The following is a 14188-nucleotide window of genomic DNA, read 5'->3' on the forward strand; positions in this document are numbered from 1 at the left end:
ACCGCTACGCGCGGACGGGCAGGACCACCGCCGACCCGGGATGGACCTCTTGGTCGGCGGCGCGCAGGGTGACCGCGGTGGCGTGCGGCTCGCCGGTACCCGGATTCCTGGCGTAGCGCGGGAAAGCGCCGCTGGAGACCTGGACGCGGATGCGGTGCCCGCGCCGGAACCGGTGCGCGGTCGGCCACAGCGTGACCCGGACGGTGGCGAGTTCGTCCGCGTTCGTCAAGCTGGCGAGGCCGTCGCAGACATTCGTCGAGCGGCCCTCCGGGTCGACGTCGCAAAGCCGGACGAAGACGTCGGCGAACCGCAGGCTGGAGCGGAACCGGATCTCCGCGCTCACCTCGCCGACGATTTCCACGTCTTCGCCGAGCACGGCCGTGGTGTAGGTGAGGACGTCGGCGCGGGCTTCCAGCGCCGCGTTGTCGACCCGGCCCGCGTCGGGGGCCATGCGCACGCCACCGGCCGCCGGCGTCGGGTCCGCCGGGTCGTAGCGGTAGCGGTCCGGCGCGGACCCGACCGGCTCCCCGGTCGACAGCGTGCCACCGGGCTGGAGGTGGAAGCGTTGCGGCGCATAGCCTTCCGGCGGCCACGACGCGAAGTCGCGCCAGGCTTCCTCGCCCATGACGTACAGCCGGACCGGCGCCCGCTCCGGCGGTTCCTCGCCGCGGGCGTGCGCGAGCCCGAACTCGAGGGTTTCCCGCAGGGCGAGGCCCGCGCCGCTGAGCAGGTCGTCGCGGCCGGCGTGGGTCCACGGCCCGACGGTGAGCCGCGGCCGACGTCCCGCGTCCTGCAGGGTCCGGAAGTCGCGGAGCTGGCCCGGCAGGAAGATGTCGTACCAGCCGCCGACCGAGCTGACCGGCACGGTGACGCCGGCGACGCGGGACCGGTGGTCGGCCGCGGCCCAGTGCGGGTCGTGCTCCGGGCGGGTGAGGATGTCCTGGATGTAGTCGGAGCGGTGGCCGATGGCGACGACGTCGGCCTGCGCGAGCGGGAGCGTGGTCAGCGCCCGCTCGAGCTTCTTGGTCTGGGCGCGCTGCCGCAGCAGCGCGAAACGGCGCTCCTGGACCGCGACCTGGACGCCCCAGCCGAACGGCGTCTCCAGCGAAAAGCCGTCTTCGCGCAGGAATTCCAGCGTCAGCCCGGATTCGGTGACGTGCGGGATCATCGCCTTCACCTGCGGTGGCAGGCGATCGGCGACGGCCCACTGCACGTACCCCAGGTAGCTGGCGCCGGTGAGCACGAGGGCGTCGCCGAACCACGGCTGCGCGATCACCCAGTCCAGCGTCGCCAGGCCGTCTTCGCGTTCCTGGCGCAGCGGGTCGAAGACGCCGCCGGACCCGAAGCCGCCGCGGGTGCTCTGCACGAGCACCTGGAAGCCGCGTTCCGCCAGCGGCCGGGCCAGAAGCGAGCCGAACACGCCCCGCCGTCCGTACGGCGTGCGCAGCAACGCGGTCGGCAGCCCGGTGCCCGTGCGCGGTGCCCACCGGTCGGCGAGCAGCTCGGCGCCGTCGGGCATCGGGACGCGCAGGTCCCGCTGGACGACGACATCCCGGGTCGCCGGGGCGGGCAGCTTCAGCAGGCGTTCGACGAGCAGGCTGATCGGCTTCACCGGGACTCCTTCGTGAGCAGCTCTGTCACGACCGCGCGCACCCGCTCCAGGCGGTCGGTGAACCCGGCGGCGTCGAGCGGCTCCGGCCCCTCGACGACCCAGGTGTTGACGACGGCGGCGGCGCCGCCGGTCAGGAAGACGGCCAGGTCTTCGACGCCCTGCGCGTCGAGCCGGTCGCCGAGCACCCGGCCGATGTGCTGCCGGTTGAGCGGCAGGAACACGCTGGTCAGCGCTTTGTTGAGGGCGAACGCGGCGGGGCCGGTGAGCAGGGCCCGGTAGAACCGCCGGTGCGCGGCGAAGTGCCCGGCGAGGGCGAGCAGGGCCGCGCGTTCGTCGGCTTCGGGCGGGCCGTCCAGGAGTTCGCGCCGCACGAGGTCGAGCGCGGCTTCGAGGACGAGCGCGTCCCGGTCGCCGAACTGCTGGTAGAGCACCTGGCGGCTGACGTCGGCGGCGTCGGCGATGTCGGACACCGGCACGGCGGCCGTCCCCCGCTCGCTGACGAGGTCGACGGCGGCCCGCATCAGCGCGGTCCGCGACCGGCGCACCCGCCGGTCCTTGGCGGGCGCTTCCGTTGTCCAGTCGGCTGACATGTGTTCGATAATGAACAGGTGTCCAGAAAAAGGCAAGCGTGCGAGCATGCACCCATGTCTTCGATCATGCGGGCGTTCGTGCTCACCGGGCCGCGGGAGTACGGCGTGCAGGAGGTGCCCGCGCCGGTGGCGGTGCCGGGTGAGGTCGTCGTCGACGTCGAACGGGCCGGCGTGTGCGGCACCGACGTCGAGTTCTTCACCGGCGAGATGCCCTACCTGCACGACGGTCACGCGGCCTACCCGATGCGGCTCGGGCACGAGTGGGCGGGCACGGTCTCGGCGGTCGGGGACGGCGTCGACCCCGCGTGGCTCGGCCGCCGGGTCATGGGCGACACGATGCTCGGCGACCGGACGTGCCGCCGCTGCCGGAAAGGCCACCAGCACACGTGCGACCAGCGCGAGGAGGTCGGCATCCGCGGCGGCCGGCCCGGGGCGCTCGCGGAGAAGCTCGCCGTCCCGGCGTGGTCCCTGCACGCGTTGCCCGAGACGGTCGACGCCGTCCTCGGCGCCCTGGTCGAACCGGGCGGCAACGCCCTGCGCGCGGCGCGGGCTTCCGGCGCCGGGCCGGGGGACCGGGCGCTCGTGCTCGGGCCGGGGACGATCGGGCTGCTGACGGCGATGTTCCTGCGGGCCGCGGGTGCCGAGGTGCACCTGATGGGCGTGGCCGACCTGGACTTCGCCCGGAGCCTGGGGTTCGCCGGCGTCTGGACCCGCGACACGCTGCCGGACCTGCCCTTCGACGCGGTCGTCGACGCCACCGGTGCGGCCGGGGCGCCCGCGCTCGCCGTGGACCTCGTGGAGCCCGCCGGGCGGGTGGTCTGCATCGGGCTGTCGGGCGACCCCAGCCGGGTGGACACGCGTGCGCTGGTGTTCAAGGACGTGACGGCCGTCGGCGTGCTCTCGGCGTCCCCGGGCCTGGCCGAGGCGATCGAGGCGTACGCGAGCGGCGCGGTCGACCCGCGGCCGCTGGTGGGGGCGACCGTCGGCCTCGACGGGGTGGGTGCGGTGCTGGCGGGGGAGCGGCCCGGCGGCGCCGGCCCGAAGGTGCACATCGACCCGCGGCGCTAGTGTTGCGCCTCGCAAGTGGTTCGACGCACGGGACGGGCCCGGGTGCTGAAACGCCGGCCTGCCTCGGCCAGGCTCGGCAACTCCTGGCCGAAGGTCTTGAATGAGTCATTCAGGACCTCCGAAGACCTGAATGAGTCATTCAAGACGTTGGCACTCGCCGCTGCCCCGTCAACGAACCTCGGACCCGCGCCGCTAGCTCCTCGGCGACGCGAGGGTCGTGGGCCGGGAGCGGCCGCGCAGCACCACTTCCTCCTTCACCACCCACTGGGCCGCCTCGGTTTCCGTGGCGGACTCGACCGCCGTCCAGGAGGCGAGGAGGCGGGCGGGGGCGTTCTTCGCCAGCTCCGTCAGCCGGGCGGCTTCGTTGACCGGGTCGCCGATCACCGTGTACTCGAAGCGGCGCGGGTCGCCGACGTTGCCCGCGACCGCGTCGCCGGTCGCCACGCCGATGCCGGCCGGGCCGTCCGGGACCTCCGCGGCCAGGCGGCGGGCGATCGCGCGGCCGGCGGCCAGCGCGCACGTCGCGTGGTCGCCGAGCGGGGCGGGGGCGCCGAAGACCGCCAGCGCGGCGTCGCCGACGAACTTGTTGAGCAGGCCGTGGTGCCGGTCGACCTCGTCGACGACCACGGTGAAGAACCGGTTGAGCAGGTCGACGACCTCCTCCGGCGGGCGGCTCGCGGCCAGCGCCGTCGACCCGACGAGGTCGACGAACAGCACCGACACCGTCCGGACCGTGCCGCCCAGCTCGGTGGCCGTCCGCATGGCCGCGACCGCGACCTCGTGCCCGACGTGCCTGCCGAACAGGTCGCGCAGCCGCTCGCGCTCGGCCAGCCCGGCCGCCATCCCGTTGAACCCCGCCTGCAGCAGGCCGAGCTCGCTGCCGTCGTAGACCGGGATCTCCACGGCGAAGTCGCCCGCCCGGACGCGGCCCAGCGCGTTCTGGACGGAGGTGATCGGGTTGACCACCGCGCGGGCGGTGAACACCGTGACCAGCAGGCCGAAGCACAGCACGACCAGGCCGAGGGCGATCACCGACACCGCGAGCTTCGTGGTCGACACGTCGCCGCGGACCCACGCCAGCACCGCGGTGACCACCAGCCCGGCCACCGGCACCCCGGTGCCCAGGCACCAGAACAGCAGCATCCGCAGGTTGACGCCGCCGGTGACCGGGCGCGGCGGCGTCGTGCCCGCCAGCGCCAGCGCCGCGTACGGCCGCAGCGCGAATTCGCCGAACAGGTAGGCGATCGCGCAGACGACGACGGCGGCGAACGCCACGACCAGCAGCTCGGTCAGCACGACGGCCGGCTGCACGAGCGCCGCGAGGCCGCCGAAGACCAGCGTCGCGAGACCCCACAGCACGGCCTGGACCACGGTGAGCCGCAGCGGGACGCGCAGGCTCGCGGTGCGTTCGGCGTCGGTGGGCCGGCGTCCCTCGGCCGCCCAGCGCAGCGTCCGCAGCGCGCCGCCGGTGCCCCACAGCGTGCCGACGACGACCGCCGAAACGACGTACACGGGTACCGCGATCGCCGTCACCCGGACGAGGTCGCCGGACATCCCGGGCGCCGGCATGAGCAGCGCCGCCAGTCCGACCACGACCAGCGCGCCGATGACGTTGGTGGCGATCAACGCGGCCGTGAGCAGCCGCTGGACCCGCCGTCGCAGCGCGGGGACGTTCTGGTCGAGCGGGCCGAGCAGCCCCGAGCCGTACGGCAGCGGTTTCACTCGCCGAGTGTACGACTGTTCACTCAAATGGTCTCCAGTGGGCGCGCAAGTATGTGTTACGGTTGGTAACAGTGAACTTCGGTAACACCTGACGAGGAGGTCGGCCATGACGAGCATCGGCGAAGCGGGCGTGTCGGACCGGGAGACCGTGGCGCGGCGCCTGCTCGACTCGTCCGAGCAGCTCTCCTACGACCCCGTCACGGAGGTCGACTGGGAGACGCCGCTGGACACGGACTACCACGGCGCGAGCCCGGAGTGGAGCACGCTCTACGGGACCTCCTACTGGGCGGACATGACTCCCGAGCAGCAGCGCGAACTGACCCGCCAGGAGGCGGCGTCGGTGGCGAGCACCGGGATCTGGTTCGAGATGATCCTCCAGCAGATGGTGCTGCGCGACTTCTACGCCAAGGACCCGACCGACCCGGCCTTCCAGTGGGCGCTGACCGAAATCGCCGACGAGTGCCGCCACTCGATCATGTTCGCCCGCGGCGCCGCGAAGCTGCGCGCGCCCGCGTACCGGCCGCGCCGGTTCGTCGTCGAGCTGGGCCGCGTCTTCAAAGCCACCGCGACCGGGGAGGCGGCCTACGCGGCGATCCTCGTCGCTGAAGAGGTCCTCGACGTGATGCAGCGCGACTGGATGCGCGACGAGCGCGTGGTCCCGTTCGTGCGGACCATCAACAACATCCACGTCGTCGAGGAATCGCGGCACATGAAGTTCGCTCGCGAGGAGACCCGTGAGCGGCTGAAGGGCGCCGGATGGCTGCGTCGCCAGATCAACGGCTTCGTCGTCGCGGTCGCGTCGTACTTCATCGTCACGAGCATGGTGAACGCCAAGGTCTACGAGAACGCCGGGCTGGACGGCAAGCGGGCGCGGCGCGAGGCGAAGGCGAACGAGCACCACAAGTCGATGCTGCGCTCGAGCTGCTCCGGGCTGATGGAGTTCCTGCACTCCGCCGGGCTGCTGACCAAGCCGTCGCTGTGGTTCTACAAGCGCGCGAACCTGATCTGACATGGCCTTCGCGATCACGCAGACCTGCTGCGCCGACGCGTCCTGCGTGTCGGTCTGCCCGGTCAACTGCATCCACCCGACGCCGGACGAACCGGACTTCGGGACGACCGACATGCTCTACGTCGACCCGGACACCTGCATCGACTGCGGTGCCTGCGCCGACGCCTGCCCGGTCGACGCGATCTTCCCGGCCGGGGCCCTGACCGGCCCGCTCGCGGTCTACCCGGAGCTCAACGCGGAGTACTACGCGGAGCGGGACGTGCTGGCCGAGGCCACCGTCGCCCCGAACTTCCACCGGTGGGCGCCGCCGTCGTTCGCGCGGATCCTCCCGAGCGACTTCGCGCCGCTGGACGTCGCGGTCGTCGGCACCGGCCCGGCGGGCATGTACGCGGTCGAAGACCTGTTGCTGCACACCAACTCCCGGGTCACGCTGGTCGACCGGCTGGCGGAGGCGGGCGGCCTGATCCGCTACGGCGTCGCGCCCGACCACCCGTCGACGAAGAAGATCGGCGAGACGTTCGCGCGCTTCCACGACCACCCGCGGCTGCGCCTGCGGCTCGGCGTCGAGGCTGGCCCGGAACTGGCCACGCGGCACGACGCGGTGATCTACGCGGTCGGCGCCACCGAGGCCCGGCCCCTCGGGATCCCCGGCGAAGACCTGCCCGGCAGCCTCCCGGCCGCGTCCGTGGTCGGCTGGTACAACGGCCACCCGGACGTCGAGCCGGACGCCGTCGACCTCTCGGCCGAGCGGGTCGTCGTGGTGGGCACCGGCAACGTCGCCCTCGACGTCGCGCGGATCCTGACCGCCGACCCGGCGTCGCTGGCTGAGACGTCGCTCGCCCCCGCGGCCCTGGCCCGGCTGCGGTCGAGCAAGGTGCGCGAGGTCGTGGTGCTGGCCCGGCGCGGTCCCGAAGATGCCGCGTACACGCGGTCGGAACTGCTGGCACTGGTGGCCAGGGGCGGCCTCGTCGTGGACGACCACGACCCGCGGATCGCCGCGGCGATCGACGGTGACGTAGGGAAGGCCGGGTTGCTGCGCGGCCTGCCGCGCGAGGCGGTGGACTGGTCTTCGCCACCCCCGGACAGCCGCCGGATCGTGCTGCGGTTCCACTCCTCGCCGGTCGCGTTCACCGGCGACACCGAGGTCCGGAGCGTGCTCACTTCCGGCGACGTCGAAATCCCGGCGGGCCGGGTCGTGCGAGCCGCCGGCTTCCGCGGCGCGCCGGTGGCCGGGCTGCCGTTCGACCCGGAAACCGGGACGGTGCCGAACGTCGCGGGCCGGGTCGCGCCCGGGACGTACGTGGCGGGGTGGATCAAGCGCGGGCCGTCGGGCGGCATCGGCGCGAACAAGGCGTGCGCCCGCGAGACGGTCGGCGCCCTGCTGGAGGACGCGGTCGCCGGACGCCTGCGGGCGCGCGCACCCCGGCGCGGACTGGCCAGGGTGCTCGGCCGGTCAGCCGCCCGAGGGTGAATGGCTGGTGTGGGTGAACTCCACAGTGGACAGCATCGAAGCGTCCGCCGTGGTGCGTTTGCGGCCGAACGCGAGGACCTTCGCCGGCTCGACCGCGAACACCGCCGCGTCGTGGCCGGCCTGCCGGAAACCCTCGTCGGTCACTTCGTAGACCCAGCTGCCGTCCCATTTGGACCGCCAGGCTTCGGCGAGCCGGTCCAGCTTCGCGCGGTCGGTCACGCGGCGGGCGACGCCTTCGACCACGACGTCGAGCGCGTCGTCCCAGGAGTCGCGGCCGGTGGTCAGCACGACGTTCGGGTTCGCGGCCAGGTTGAGGTACTTCTGCTCGGTTTCGCCGGTCGCGAAGTGCAGGGTGCCGTCGAGCCACACCGCGACCAGCGGCGTGACATGCGGCCGGCCGTCGGCGCGCACCGTGGTGAGCCAGCTGATCTGCGCCGCTTCGAGCGCCCGCGTGGTTTCGGCCCAGTCCGTGGCCCGGGTGCCGGGGTCGCTGAACCGTTCGTCGAGCCGGGTTTCCATCGTCACTCCCATCGTCGCCGAGGCGTCCAGGATGCGCCCCCGCGGCCGGGATCGGCTACCCGGCCAGGCGGTGCAGGACGGCGGCGGCCAACGCCGTGCGCTCCAGCATCCCCTCGACGCTGATGTGCTCGTGCCGCGCGTGGGCGCCGTCGCCGACCGCGCCGAAGCCGTCCAGGACCGGGTGGCCCAGTGCGGCCACGAAGTTGCCGTCGCTCGCGCCGCCCACCGAGCACTCGCGCAGCGTGACGCCCAGCTCCGCCGCTTCCTCGCGAGCCAGCTCGTACACCTGCGCGATGGCGTCCGAGCGTTCCATGACCGGCCGGTTCCAGCCGCCTTCGACGGTGAGCGAGGCTCGCGGGGCGCGGGCCTTGAGCGCCGCCAGGCCCGCGTCGACGCGGGCCGCCTCGGCCGCGCTCGACACGCGGACGTCGATCTCGCCGGAAGCCGCGCCCGCGATCACGTTCGAGCGCGTGCCACCCTCGATGACGCCGACGTTGACCGTCGTTCCGGCGTCCGGATCGGACAGTCCGTGCAACGCCAGGATCGCCCGCGCCAGCTCGTCGATCGCGCTCGCGCCCTTCGCCGGGTCCAGGCCCGCGTGCGCCTCGACGCCCGTCGCGCGCACCCGGAAGAGGCCGACACCCTTGCGTGCGGTCTTCACCGCGCCGTCGGCGCTCGCCTCGAAGACCAGCGTGGCGCGGGTGCCCGTGGCGGCTTCCTCGATCACCGGCCGCGACGCCGGGCTGCCGATCTCCTCGTCGCCGTTGAGGACCAGCCGCACGGCCGGGCGCGGCAGCCCGGCGGCGTCGAGCGCGCGCAGCGCCCACACCGCGTGCACCAGGCCCGACTTCATGTCGAAGATCCCCGGGCCGGTCGCGCGGTCGCCGTCCACGGTGAACGGCCACTCGGCCAGGGTGCCCAGCGGCCACACCGTGTCGTAGTGGCAGAGCAGCAGCACCGGCTCGCCGGTGCCGGCGAAGTCGTAGACCTTGATGTCGCCGTACGGCCCGCCGTCGACGTCCCGGACGCTTTCGGGCGCGCCCAGCCGGGCTCGCAGCCAGCCGTCCACCCAGGACAGTCCGCGGTCCAATGCGGACTTGTCGTCGCTGGGCGTCTCGATCCCGACGTAGGCGGCGACGTCGGCGAGGAGATCGTCGCGGTGGGCGCGCACCCACTCGTGCAGTTCCCGGATCACAGCGCTCGCTCCAGTTCGGCCAGGTGGTCTTCGGACATCGCGACGGCGCCGGTCTCGACTTCCCGCAGCCGGCCCAGCACCGCGCGCAGCAACGGGACCGGCGCTTCCGCGAGCACCGGCGCGTAGTGGTGGTGGACCTCGACCGGCCGGTGCCGCACGGCGATGTCGCGCCAGATGCCGCTGCGGTCCTTCGGCTGGGTCCGCAGCCACGCGACCAGCCGGTCGGTCGCCGCCTCGCGCCCGGTCGCGCCCGGCAGGTACGCGGCCGGGTCGAACTGGTCGAACGCTTCCAGCGTGCGGTCGCCCGCCGCGGCGAACACTTCCGCCGTCAGCGCGTGCATGAGCGGCCGGTGCCGGTCGATCAGGTCGGCCATCGGCGCGTCGGCGAGCGCGGTCGTGGTGAGCATCGCGCCGAAGCCCAGCTTCGCCCACAGGTAGCCCTCGACGTTGGCGGTCGCCTTCGCCGGACCCCACGCCTGCAGGTCCGCGACGACCTCCTCGACCCGCGGCGTGATCCGGCCGTCGGGTTCGCCGACGACCAGGGCGCCGAGGCCGCCGTCCCGCACGACACCGGGTTCGACGACGTCGGCGAAGAGGTTCACGAACGCGCCGACCGTCCGCTCCGGACCGACGCGGGCGGCGATCAGCCGCTCGTTGAGCCCGTTCTGCAGCGACACCACGAAACCGTCGTCCGCCAGGCGCGGCGCCAGCCAGTCCAGGACGGTTTCGGTGGCCTGTGCCTTGACGGCGAGCAGGACCCGGTCGAGCACGGGCGGGGCGGTTTCCGGGGCGAACGCGGGCAGCTCGACGGCTTCGTCGCTGTCCGGCCGCCGCAAAGTCAGGCCGCGCGCGGTGATCGCGGCCACGTGCGCCGGGTCGGCGTCCACGATGGACACCGGGTGGCCCGCGCGCGCGAGGTGGAACGCGAGCGTCCCGCCGATCGCGCCGCCGCCGACCACCGTGTACGCGCGCCGGTCAGACATGCGCTTCCTTTCCTTGTTGCACCGGGGTTTCCCCGGTCCAGTGCAGCGGCAGGCCGGCCGCGCCCGCCGTGGACCCGCCGTCGACGCGCAGGACCGCGCCGGTGATCCAGGCCGCCTCGGGCCCGGCGAGCCAGAACACGGCGTCGGCGACCTCCCGCGGCTCGCCGCGGCGGCCGAGCGGGTTGACCGACACCGCGGCCGCGTAGGCCTCGGTGACCGGATTGGCTTCGCTGTCCACGGTGACGAAACCGGGGCTGACGGCGTTCACGCGGATGCCATGGGGTCCGAGTTCCACCGCGCACGCCTTGGTGAGCATCTCCAGCGCGGCCTTCGACGTCGCGTAGTGCGCGGCGCCGGGACGCGCCCGGGTCGCCGCGCCGGAGGAGATGTTGACGACCGCGCCCGAGGTTCCGGCGGCCACGTGGGACCGTCCGAACGCGATGGTCGTGAGCAGCGCGGCCCGGACGTTCACGTCCTGCACGCGATCCCACGTCGCCGCGGTCATTTCCAGCAGGGGAGTGGCGGGGTAGATCCCGGCGGCGTTGACGAGGACGTCGACCGGGCCCGCGCGCTCGACGAGTCCCTCGGCGAACTCCGCGTCCGCGAGGTCGCCGGGCAGCTCCACGACGTCGGCGGCGAGTTCAGCGGCCACTGTGGACAGTTCCGCCGCGCGGAGGTCGGCCAGGACGAGGCGGTCGCCCGCGGCGGCGAACCGGGCGGCGATCGCCGCGCCGATCCCGCCGCCGGCGCCGGTGACGAGCACGGTCCGCACTACAGCTCCTTCCCCTTGGTCTCCGGCATGGTCAGGTAGACCGCGACGCCGAGCAGGGCGGCCGCTGCCACGTAGACCCACACCAGGTGGCCGAGGTGGTTGGCGTTGAGCCAGGCCGATGCCGGTGGTGCGCACCTCGGCGGGGAACTGCTCGGCCATGATCACCGCGCAGTTCGCCGAGTAGCCGACGATCAGCACCAGGCCGATCAGCTCGATGACGAAGACGCTCCAGAAGCTGTTGCCCAGGAAGTGGAACGCGGGCCAGGCGAACACCACGAACCCGGCGGCGAACGCGGTCATCGTCGCCTTGCGCCCGATCCGGTCGGACAGCAGGCCGCCGAACGGCAGCAGCGCGATGAACACGACCATGGCCAGGGTGTTGGCGAGCAGCGCCGTCTTGAGCGGGATGCCGGTGCTCAGGTGGGCGTAGGCCGGCATGTAGGAAACCCACACGTAGTAGATCAGCGTGCCGGCGATGGTCACCCCGGCCACGCGCAGCGCCGCGCCCGGGTGGTCGCGCAGCATCGCGACGAGCGGGTTGCGCCGCGGCTTCGCGGCGATCTTCGTGAACGCCTCGGTTTCGTGCACCGACACGCGCAGCCACAGGCCGACCAGGCCGAGCAGGCCGGCGATGCCGAACGCGAGCCGCCAGCCCCAGCTGTGCAGGTCGCCCTCGGACAGCGTCGAGTTGAGGATCGTGCCCATCAGCGCGGCGATCAGCGAACCCAGGCCGACCGAGACCTGCTGCCACGAACCGGCGAACGCGCGGCGCCCGGGTGCCGCGGATTCGATGAGGAACGCCGAGGAGGACCCGAATTCGCCGCCCGCCGAGAAGCCCTGGACGAGCCGGGCGAGCAGCAGCACGATCGGCGCCAGCACGCCGATCTGCGCGTACGTCGGGCACAGCGCGATGACGATCGACGCCCCGGCCATCAGCGAGATGGTGAGCGTCAGGCCCTTCTTGCGGCCCTTCCGGTCGGCGTACGCGCCCAGGACCGCGCCGCCGATCGGCCGCATGACGAACCCGACGGCGAACACGGCCAACGTGGACAGCAGTGCGGTGGTTTCGTTGCCCCCGGCGAAGAACTGGCCGGCGAAGACCGGAGCGAAGGTCGCGTACACGGCCCAGTCGACCCACTCGACGGTGTTGCCGACGGCGCCGGCGACGATCGCCTTGCGCTGCTGGGCCGTCAGCCGGTGGCTTGCGACGGTGTCCACAGTGGTCATGGCTGCTCCTGCCGGACGTGGTCGGCGATCTGGGCGTGCGTGGCGTACCAGACGCCGTCGTGGCCGTCGACGTGGTCGAGCAGTTCGGCCAGGATCGCGAGCCGGGACCGGTGCCCGATGATGTGCGGGTGCATGGTGAGCTGGAAGATCCCGCCCTCGGCGTACGCGGCGTCGAACTCGTCGCGCCAGATCGAGAGCACGCCGCGCGGCGGGGTGTAGGGCCGCAGTGACGCGAAGCGGTCCATCATGAAGTAGGGCGCGTCGTCGCGGATCCACTCGACCGGCAGCTCCACGATCCCGGTGGGCTCGCCGTGTTCGAGCAGCTCGTAGCAGTCGTCGTCGGCCATCAGCGACGAGTCGTAGGTCAGGCCCAGCTCGCGGGTGATGGCGAGGGTGTGCGCGGAGAAGTCCCACGACGGCGTCCGGATGCCGGTCGGACGGGTGCCGGCGAGCCGTTCGAGCACGTCGGCGGCGCGGAAGGCGAGGTCGCGCTCTTCGGTTTCGGTGAGCGAGGTGTTGCGTTCGTGGATCCAGCCGTGCAGCGCCACTTCGTGCCCGGCGTCCACATAGGACTTGACTTCGCCGTCGTGCAGCAGCGCCGACACGGCGGGCACGAAGAACGACGCGGGTGCGTTGTGCCGCTGCAGGAGCTTCAGGATGCGCGGGACGCCGACCCGGGCTCCGTACTCGCCCTGCGCCAGCTTGCCGGGCAGGACTTCGCCGTCGCGCAGCGCGGGCGTCTCGTGGTCGGAGTCGAAGGACAGCGCCACCGCCACCTTCGCGCCGCCGGGCCACGCGGCCGGGCGCAGCGGACGCCCCGCGCGGACGTGCTCGACGTGCCCGCGCCAGGTCGCTTCGTCCCACTGCCAAGGGTTTTCGGTCATGCGTCCTCCAGCTTGGCGGCGGGCGTCGGGGCCCACGCGCGCTTGAGCGTCGAAACCTGCAGGGTCACGTCGGCCTCCCGGAGCCCGGGCAGCGCGCCGACGACGTCGGTGGTGTGCCGGTACAGCTCGCCGTAGTGCCGCAGCACGATCTGGCCGACGAGGTTGAACCGGCCGGTGGTGGCGCTCAGGTACTTCGTGCCGGGGTGGGCGGCGAGCTGCTGCCCGGCGCGGTCGAGCTCGCCGGGGACCACCGAGAGCCAGAGCATGAATTCGAGGGCGTAGCCGAACATCGACGGCTCGGCGAGCGTCCGGAACCGCAGGCACCCGCGGCGCACCAGCGAATCGACGCGGCGGGCCACAGTGGACTCACTGGTGCCGACCAGTTTGGACACTTCCTTGAACGCCACCCGGCCGTCTTCGCCCAGGGCGGCGCAGATCGCGAGGTCCAGTTCGTCGAGCTGCTCGGGCGGGCGCTCCCAGTGCTGCTCCTCGAACGGCCGCACCTCCCCGCCGCGCAGCTCGGCGACGGCCTCGCGGCTCAGCTCGCCGGAGTCCCAGTCGTGGTTGGAGGTGAACGTCCGCATCACGGCGAAGGTCTCGGCGCCACGGACGTTCCCGTCGCCGGGGAAGCCGTTTTCCTGCAGCCGCGCGATGTCGCGGTAGGACGGGAGGACGAACTCGGCGGAGCAGTCGGCACTGCCGGCGAGCACGGTCGCGTACCGCACCTCGGGCCGCGCGGCGAGCGCCTCGGCCACGCGAGCGGCCGTACCGGGACGGCACCGCAGCCGCGCGAGCACCGGCACGCCGAGACCGCACCGCAGCACGTCCACGACCCCGATCACCCGGAGCCGTCCGCTGTCGGTGAGCTGCGCGGCGCGCCGGAGGACGGTGGACTCGCTCGCTCCGACGTGCCGGGCGATGGCGCCCCACGACGCCCGCCCGTTGAGCTGCAGGGCGGCGACGATCCGCCGGTCCAGTTCAGGTGCCTTGCCTTCGATCTGCACGAGAGGCATCCTGAATGCAGGAAAACGTCAAGTCAAGAGGTGTGGATGCAAGAATGCGTCACCCTCGTCTTCGGCCGGTTCAAGCGCCCCAATGTGGCCTTGGTTGCGTCTTGCGCACCGAAGGCCGCCTTG

General features: G+C 72.9%; 12 protein-coding genes. 3 read left to right on the plus strand and 9 right to left on the minus strand.

All coding sequences use genetic code 11. The features are described 5' to 3' along the window. Positions 1 to 4 precede the first annotated feature (4 nt). Both H4696_RS03075 and H4696_RS03080 read right to left on the minus strand, forming a co-directional pair. Positions 5 to 1612, minus strand: coding sequence for a CocE/NonD family hydrolase (locus tag H4696_RS03075; RefSeq protein WP_086856112.1), 1608 nt, complete (start codon positions 1610 to 1612; stop codon positions 5 to 7). Beyond that, positions 1609 to 2202 (minus strand): TetR/AcrR family transcriptional regulator, encoded by a 594-nt coding sequence (locus tag H4696_RS03080; protein WP_086856113.1) that lies wholly within the window; start codon positions 2200 to 2202, stop codon positions 1609 to 1611. The genes H4696_RS03075 and H4696_RS03080 overlap by 4 nt, the downstream gene beginning before the upstream one ends. Before the next feature lie 54 nt (positions 2203 to 2256). Between H4696_RS03080 and H4696_RS03085 the strand changes: the two genes are divergently transcribed. Beyond that, entirely contained in the window at positions 2257 to 3270 is a 1014-nt protein-coding gene (locus tag H4696_RS03085; RefSeq protein WP_086856114.1) for a zinc-dependent alcohol dehydrogenase, read from the plus strand. Between the two features lie 192 nt (positions 3271 to 3462). Here the strand turns inward: H4696_RS03085 and H4696_RS03090 are convergent, their stop codons facing one another. Then, on the minus strand, positions 3463 to 4992 hold the full coding sequence (locus tag H4696_RS03090; RefSeq protein ID WP_086856115.1) for an adenylate/guanylate cyclase domain-containing protein: 1530 nt from the start codon (positions 4990 to 4992) through the stop codon (positions 3463 to 3465). Between the two features lie 106 nt (positions 4993 to 5098). Here H4696_RS03090 and H4696_RS03095 point away from each other — a divergent pair, with 106 nt between their 5' ends. Then, complete coding sequence (locus H4696_RS03095) at positions 5099 to 6001, plus strand: AurF N-oxygenase family protein (protein WP_086856116.1); 903 nt, start codon at positions 5099 to 5101, stop codon at positions 5999 to 6001. Between the two features lies 1 nt (position 6002). Beyond that, positions 6003 to 7472, plus strand: a complete 1470-nt coding sequence (locus tag H4696_RS03100) for an FAD-dependent oxidoreductase (protein WP_086856117.1) — start codon at positions 6003 to 6005, stop codon at positions 7470 to 7472. Here H4696_RS03100 and H4696_RS03105 read toward each other — a convergent pair. Genes H4696_RS03105 through H4696_RS03135 form a run of 6 tightly spaced genes read right to left on the minus strand, consistent with a single transcriptional unit; the run spans position 7455 to position 14056 of the window. After that, on the minus strand, positions 7455 to 7991 hold the full coding sequence (locus tag H4696_RS03105) for a pyridoxamine 5'-phosphate oxidase family protein (protein WP_086856118.1): 537 nt from the start codon (positions 7989 to 7991) through the stop codon (positions 7455 to 7457). The genes H4696_RS03100 and H4696_RS03105 overlap by 18 nt on opposite strands. Before the next feature lie 55 nt (positions 7992 to 8046). Beyond that, entirely contained in the window at positions 8047 to 9186 is a 1140-nt protein-coding gene (locus H4696_RS03110) for a M20 family metallopeptidase (RefSeq protein WP_169734798.1), read from the minus strand. Then, positions 9183 to 10169, minus strand: coding sequence for a ketopantoate reductase family protein (locus H4696_RS03115; protein WP_169734799.1), 987 nt, complete (start codon positions 10167 to 10169; stop codon positions 9183 to 9185). The genes H4696_RS03110 and H4696_RS03115 overlap by 4 nt, the downstream gene beginning before the upstream one ends. Next, complete coding sequence (locus tag H4696_RS49720; protein WP_225955575.1) at positions 10162 to 12168, minus strand: SDR family oxidoreductase; 2007 nt, start codon at positions 12166 to 12168, stop codon at positions 10162 to 10164. The genes H4696_RS03115 and H4696_RS49720 overlap by 8 nt, the downstream gene beginning before the upstream one ends. Next, the gene (locus H4696_RS03130; RefSeq protein ID WP_086856120.1) at positions 12165 to 13052 is read right to left on the minus strand and encodes a polysaccharide deacetylase family protein; all 888 of its coding nucleotides are present in this window, start codon (positions 13050 to 13052) and stop codon (positions 12165 to 12167) included. Before H4696_RS03130 ends, H4696_RS49720 begins: the two co-directional genes overlap by 4 nt. Then, complete coding sequence (locus tag H4696_RS03135) at positions 13049 to 14056, minus strand: Lrp/AsnC family transcriptional regulator (protein ID WP_086856121.1); 1008 nt, start codon at positions 14054 to 14056, stop codon at positions 13049 to 13051. Before H4696_RS03135 ends, H4696_RS03130 begins: the two co-directional genes overlap by 4 nt. Positions 14057 to 14188: the final 132 nt, after the last annotated feature.

It is taken from the genome of Amycolatopsis lexingtonensis, assembly GCF_014873755.1.
Taxonomy (GTDB): Bacteria; Actinomycetota; Actinomycetes; order Mycobacteriales; family Pseudonocardiaceae; genus Amycolatopsis; species Amycolatopsis lexingtonensis.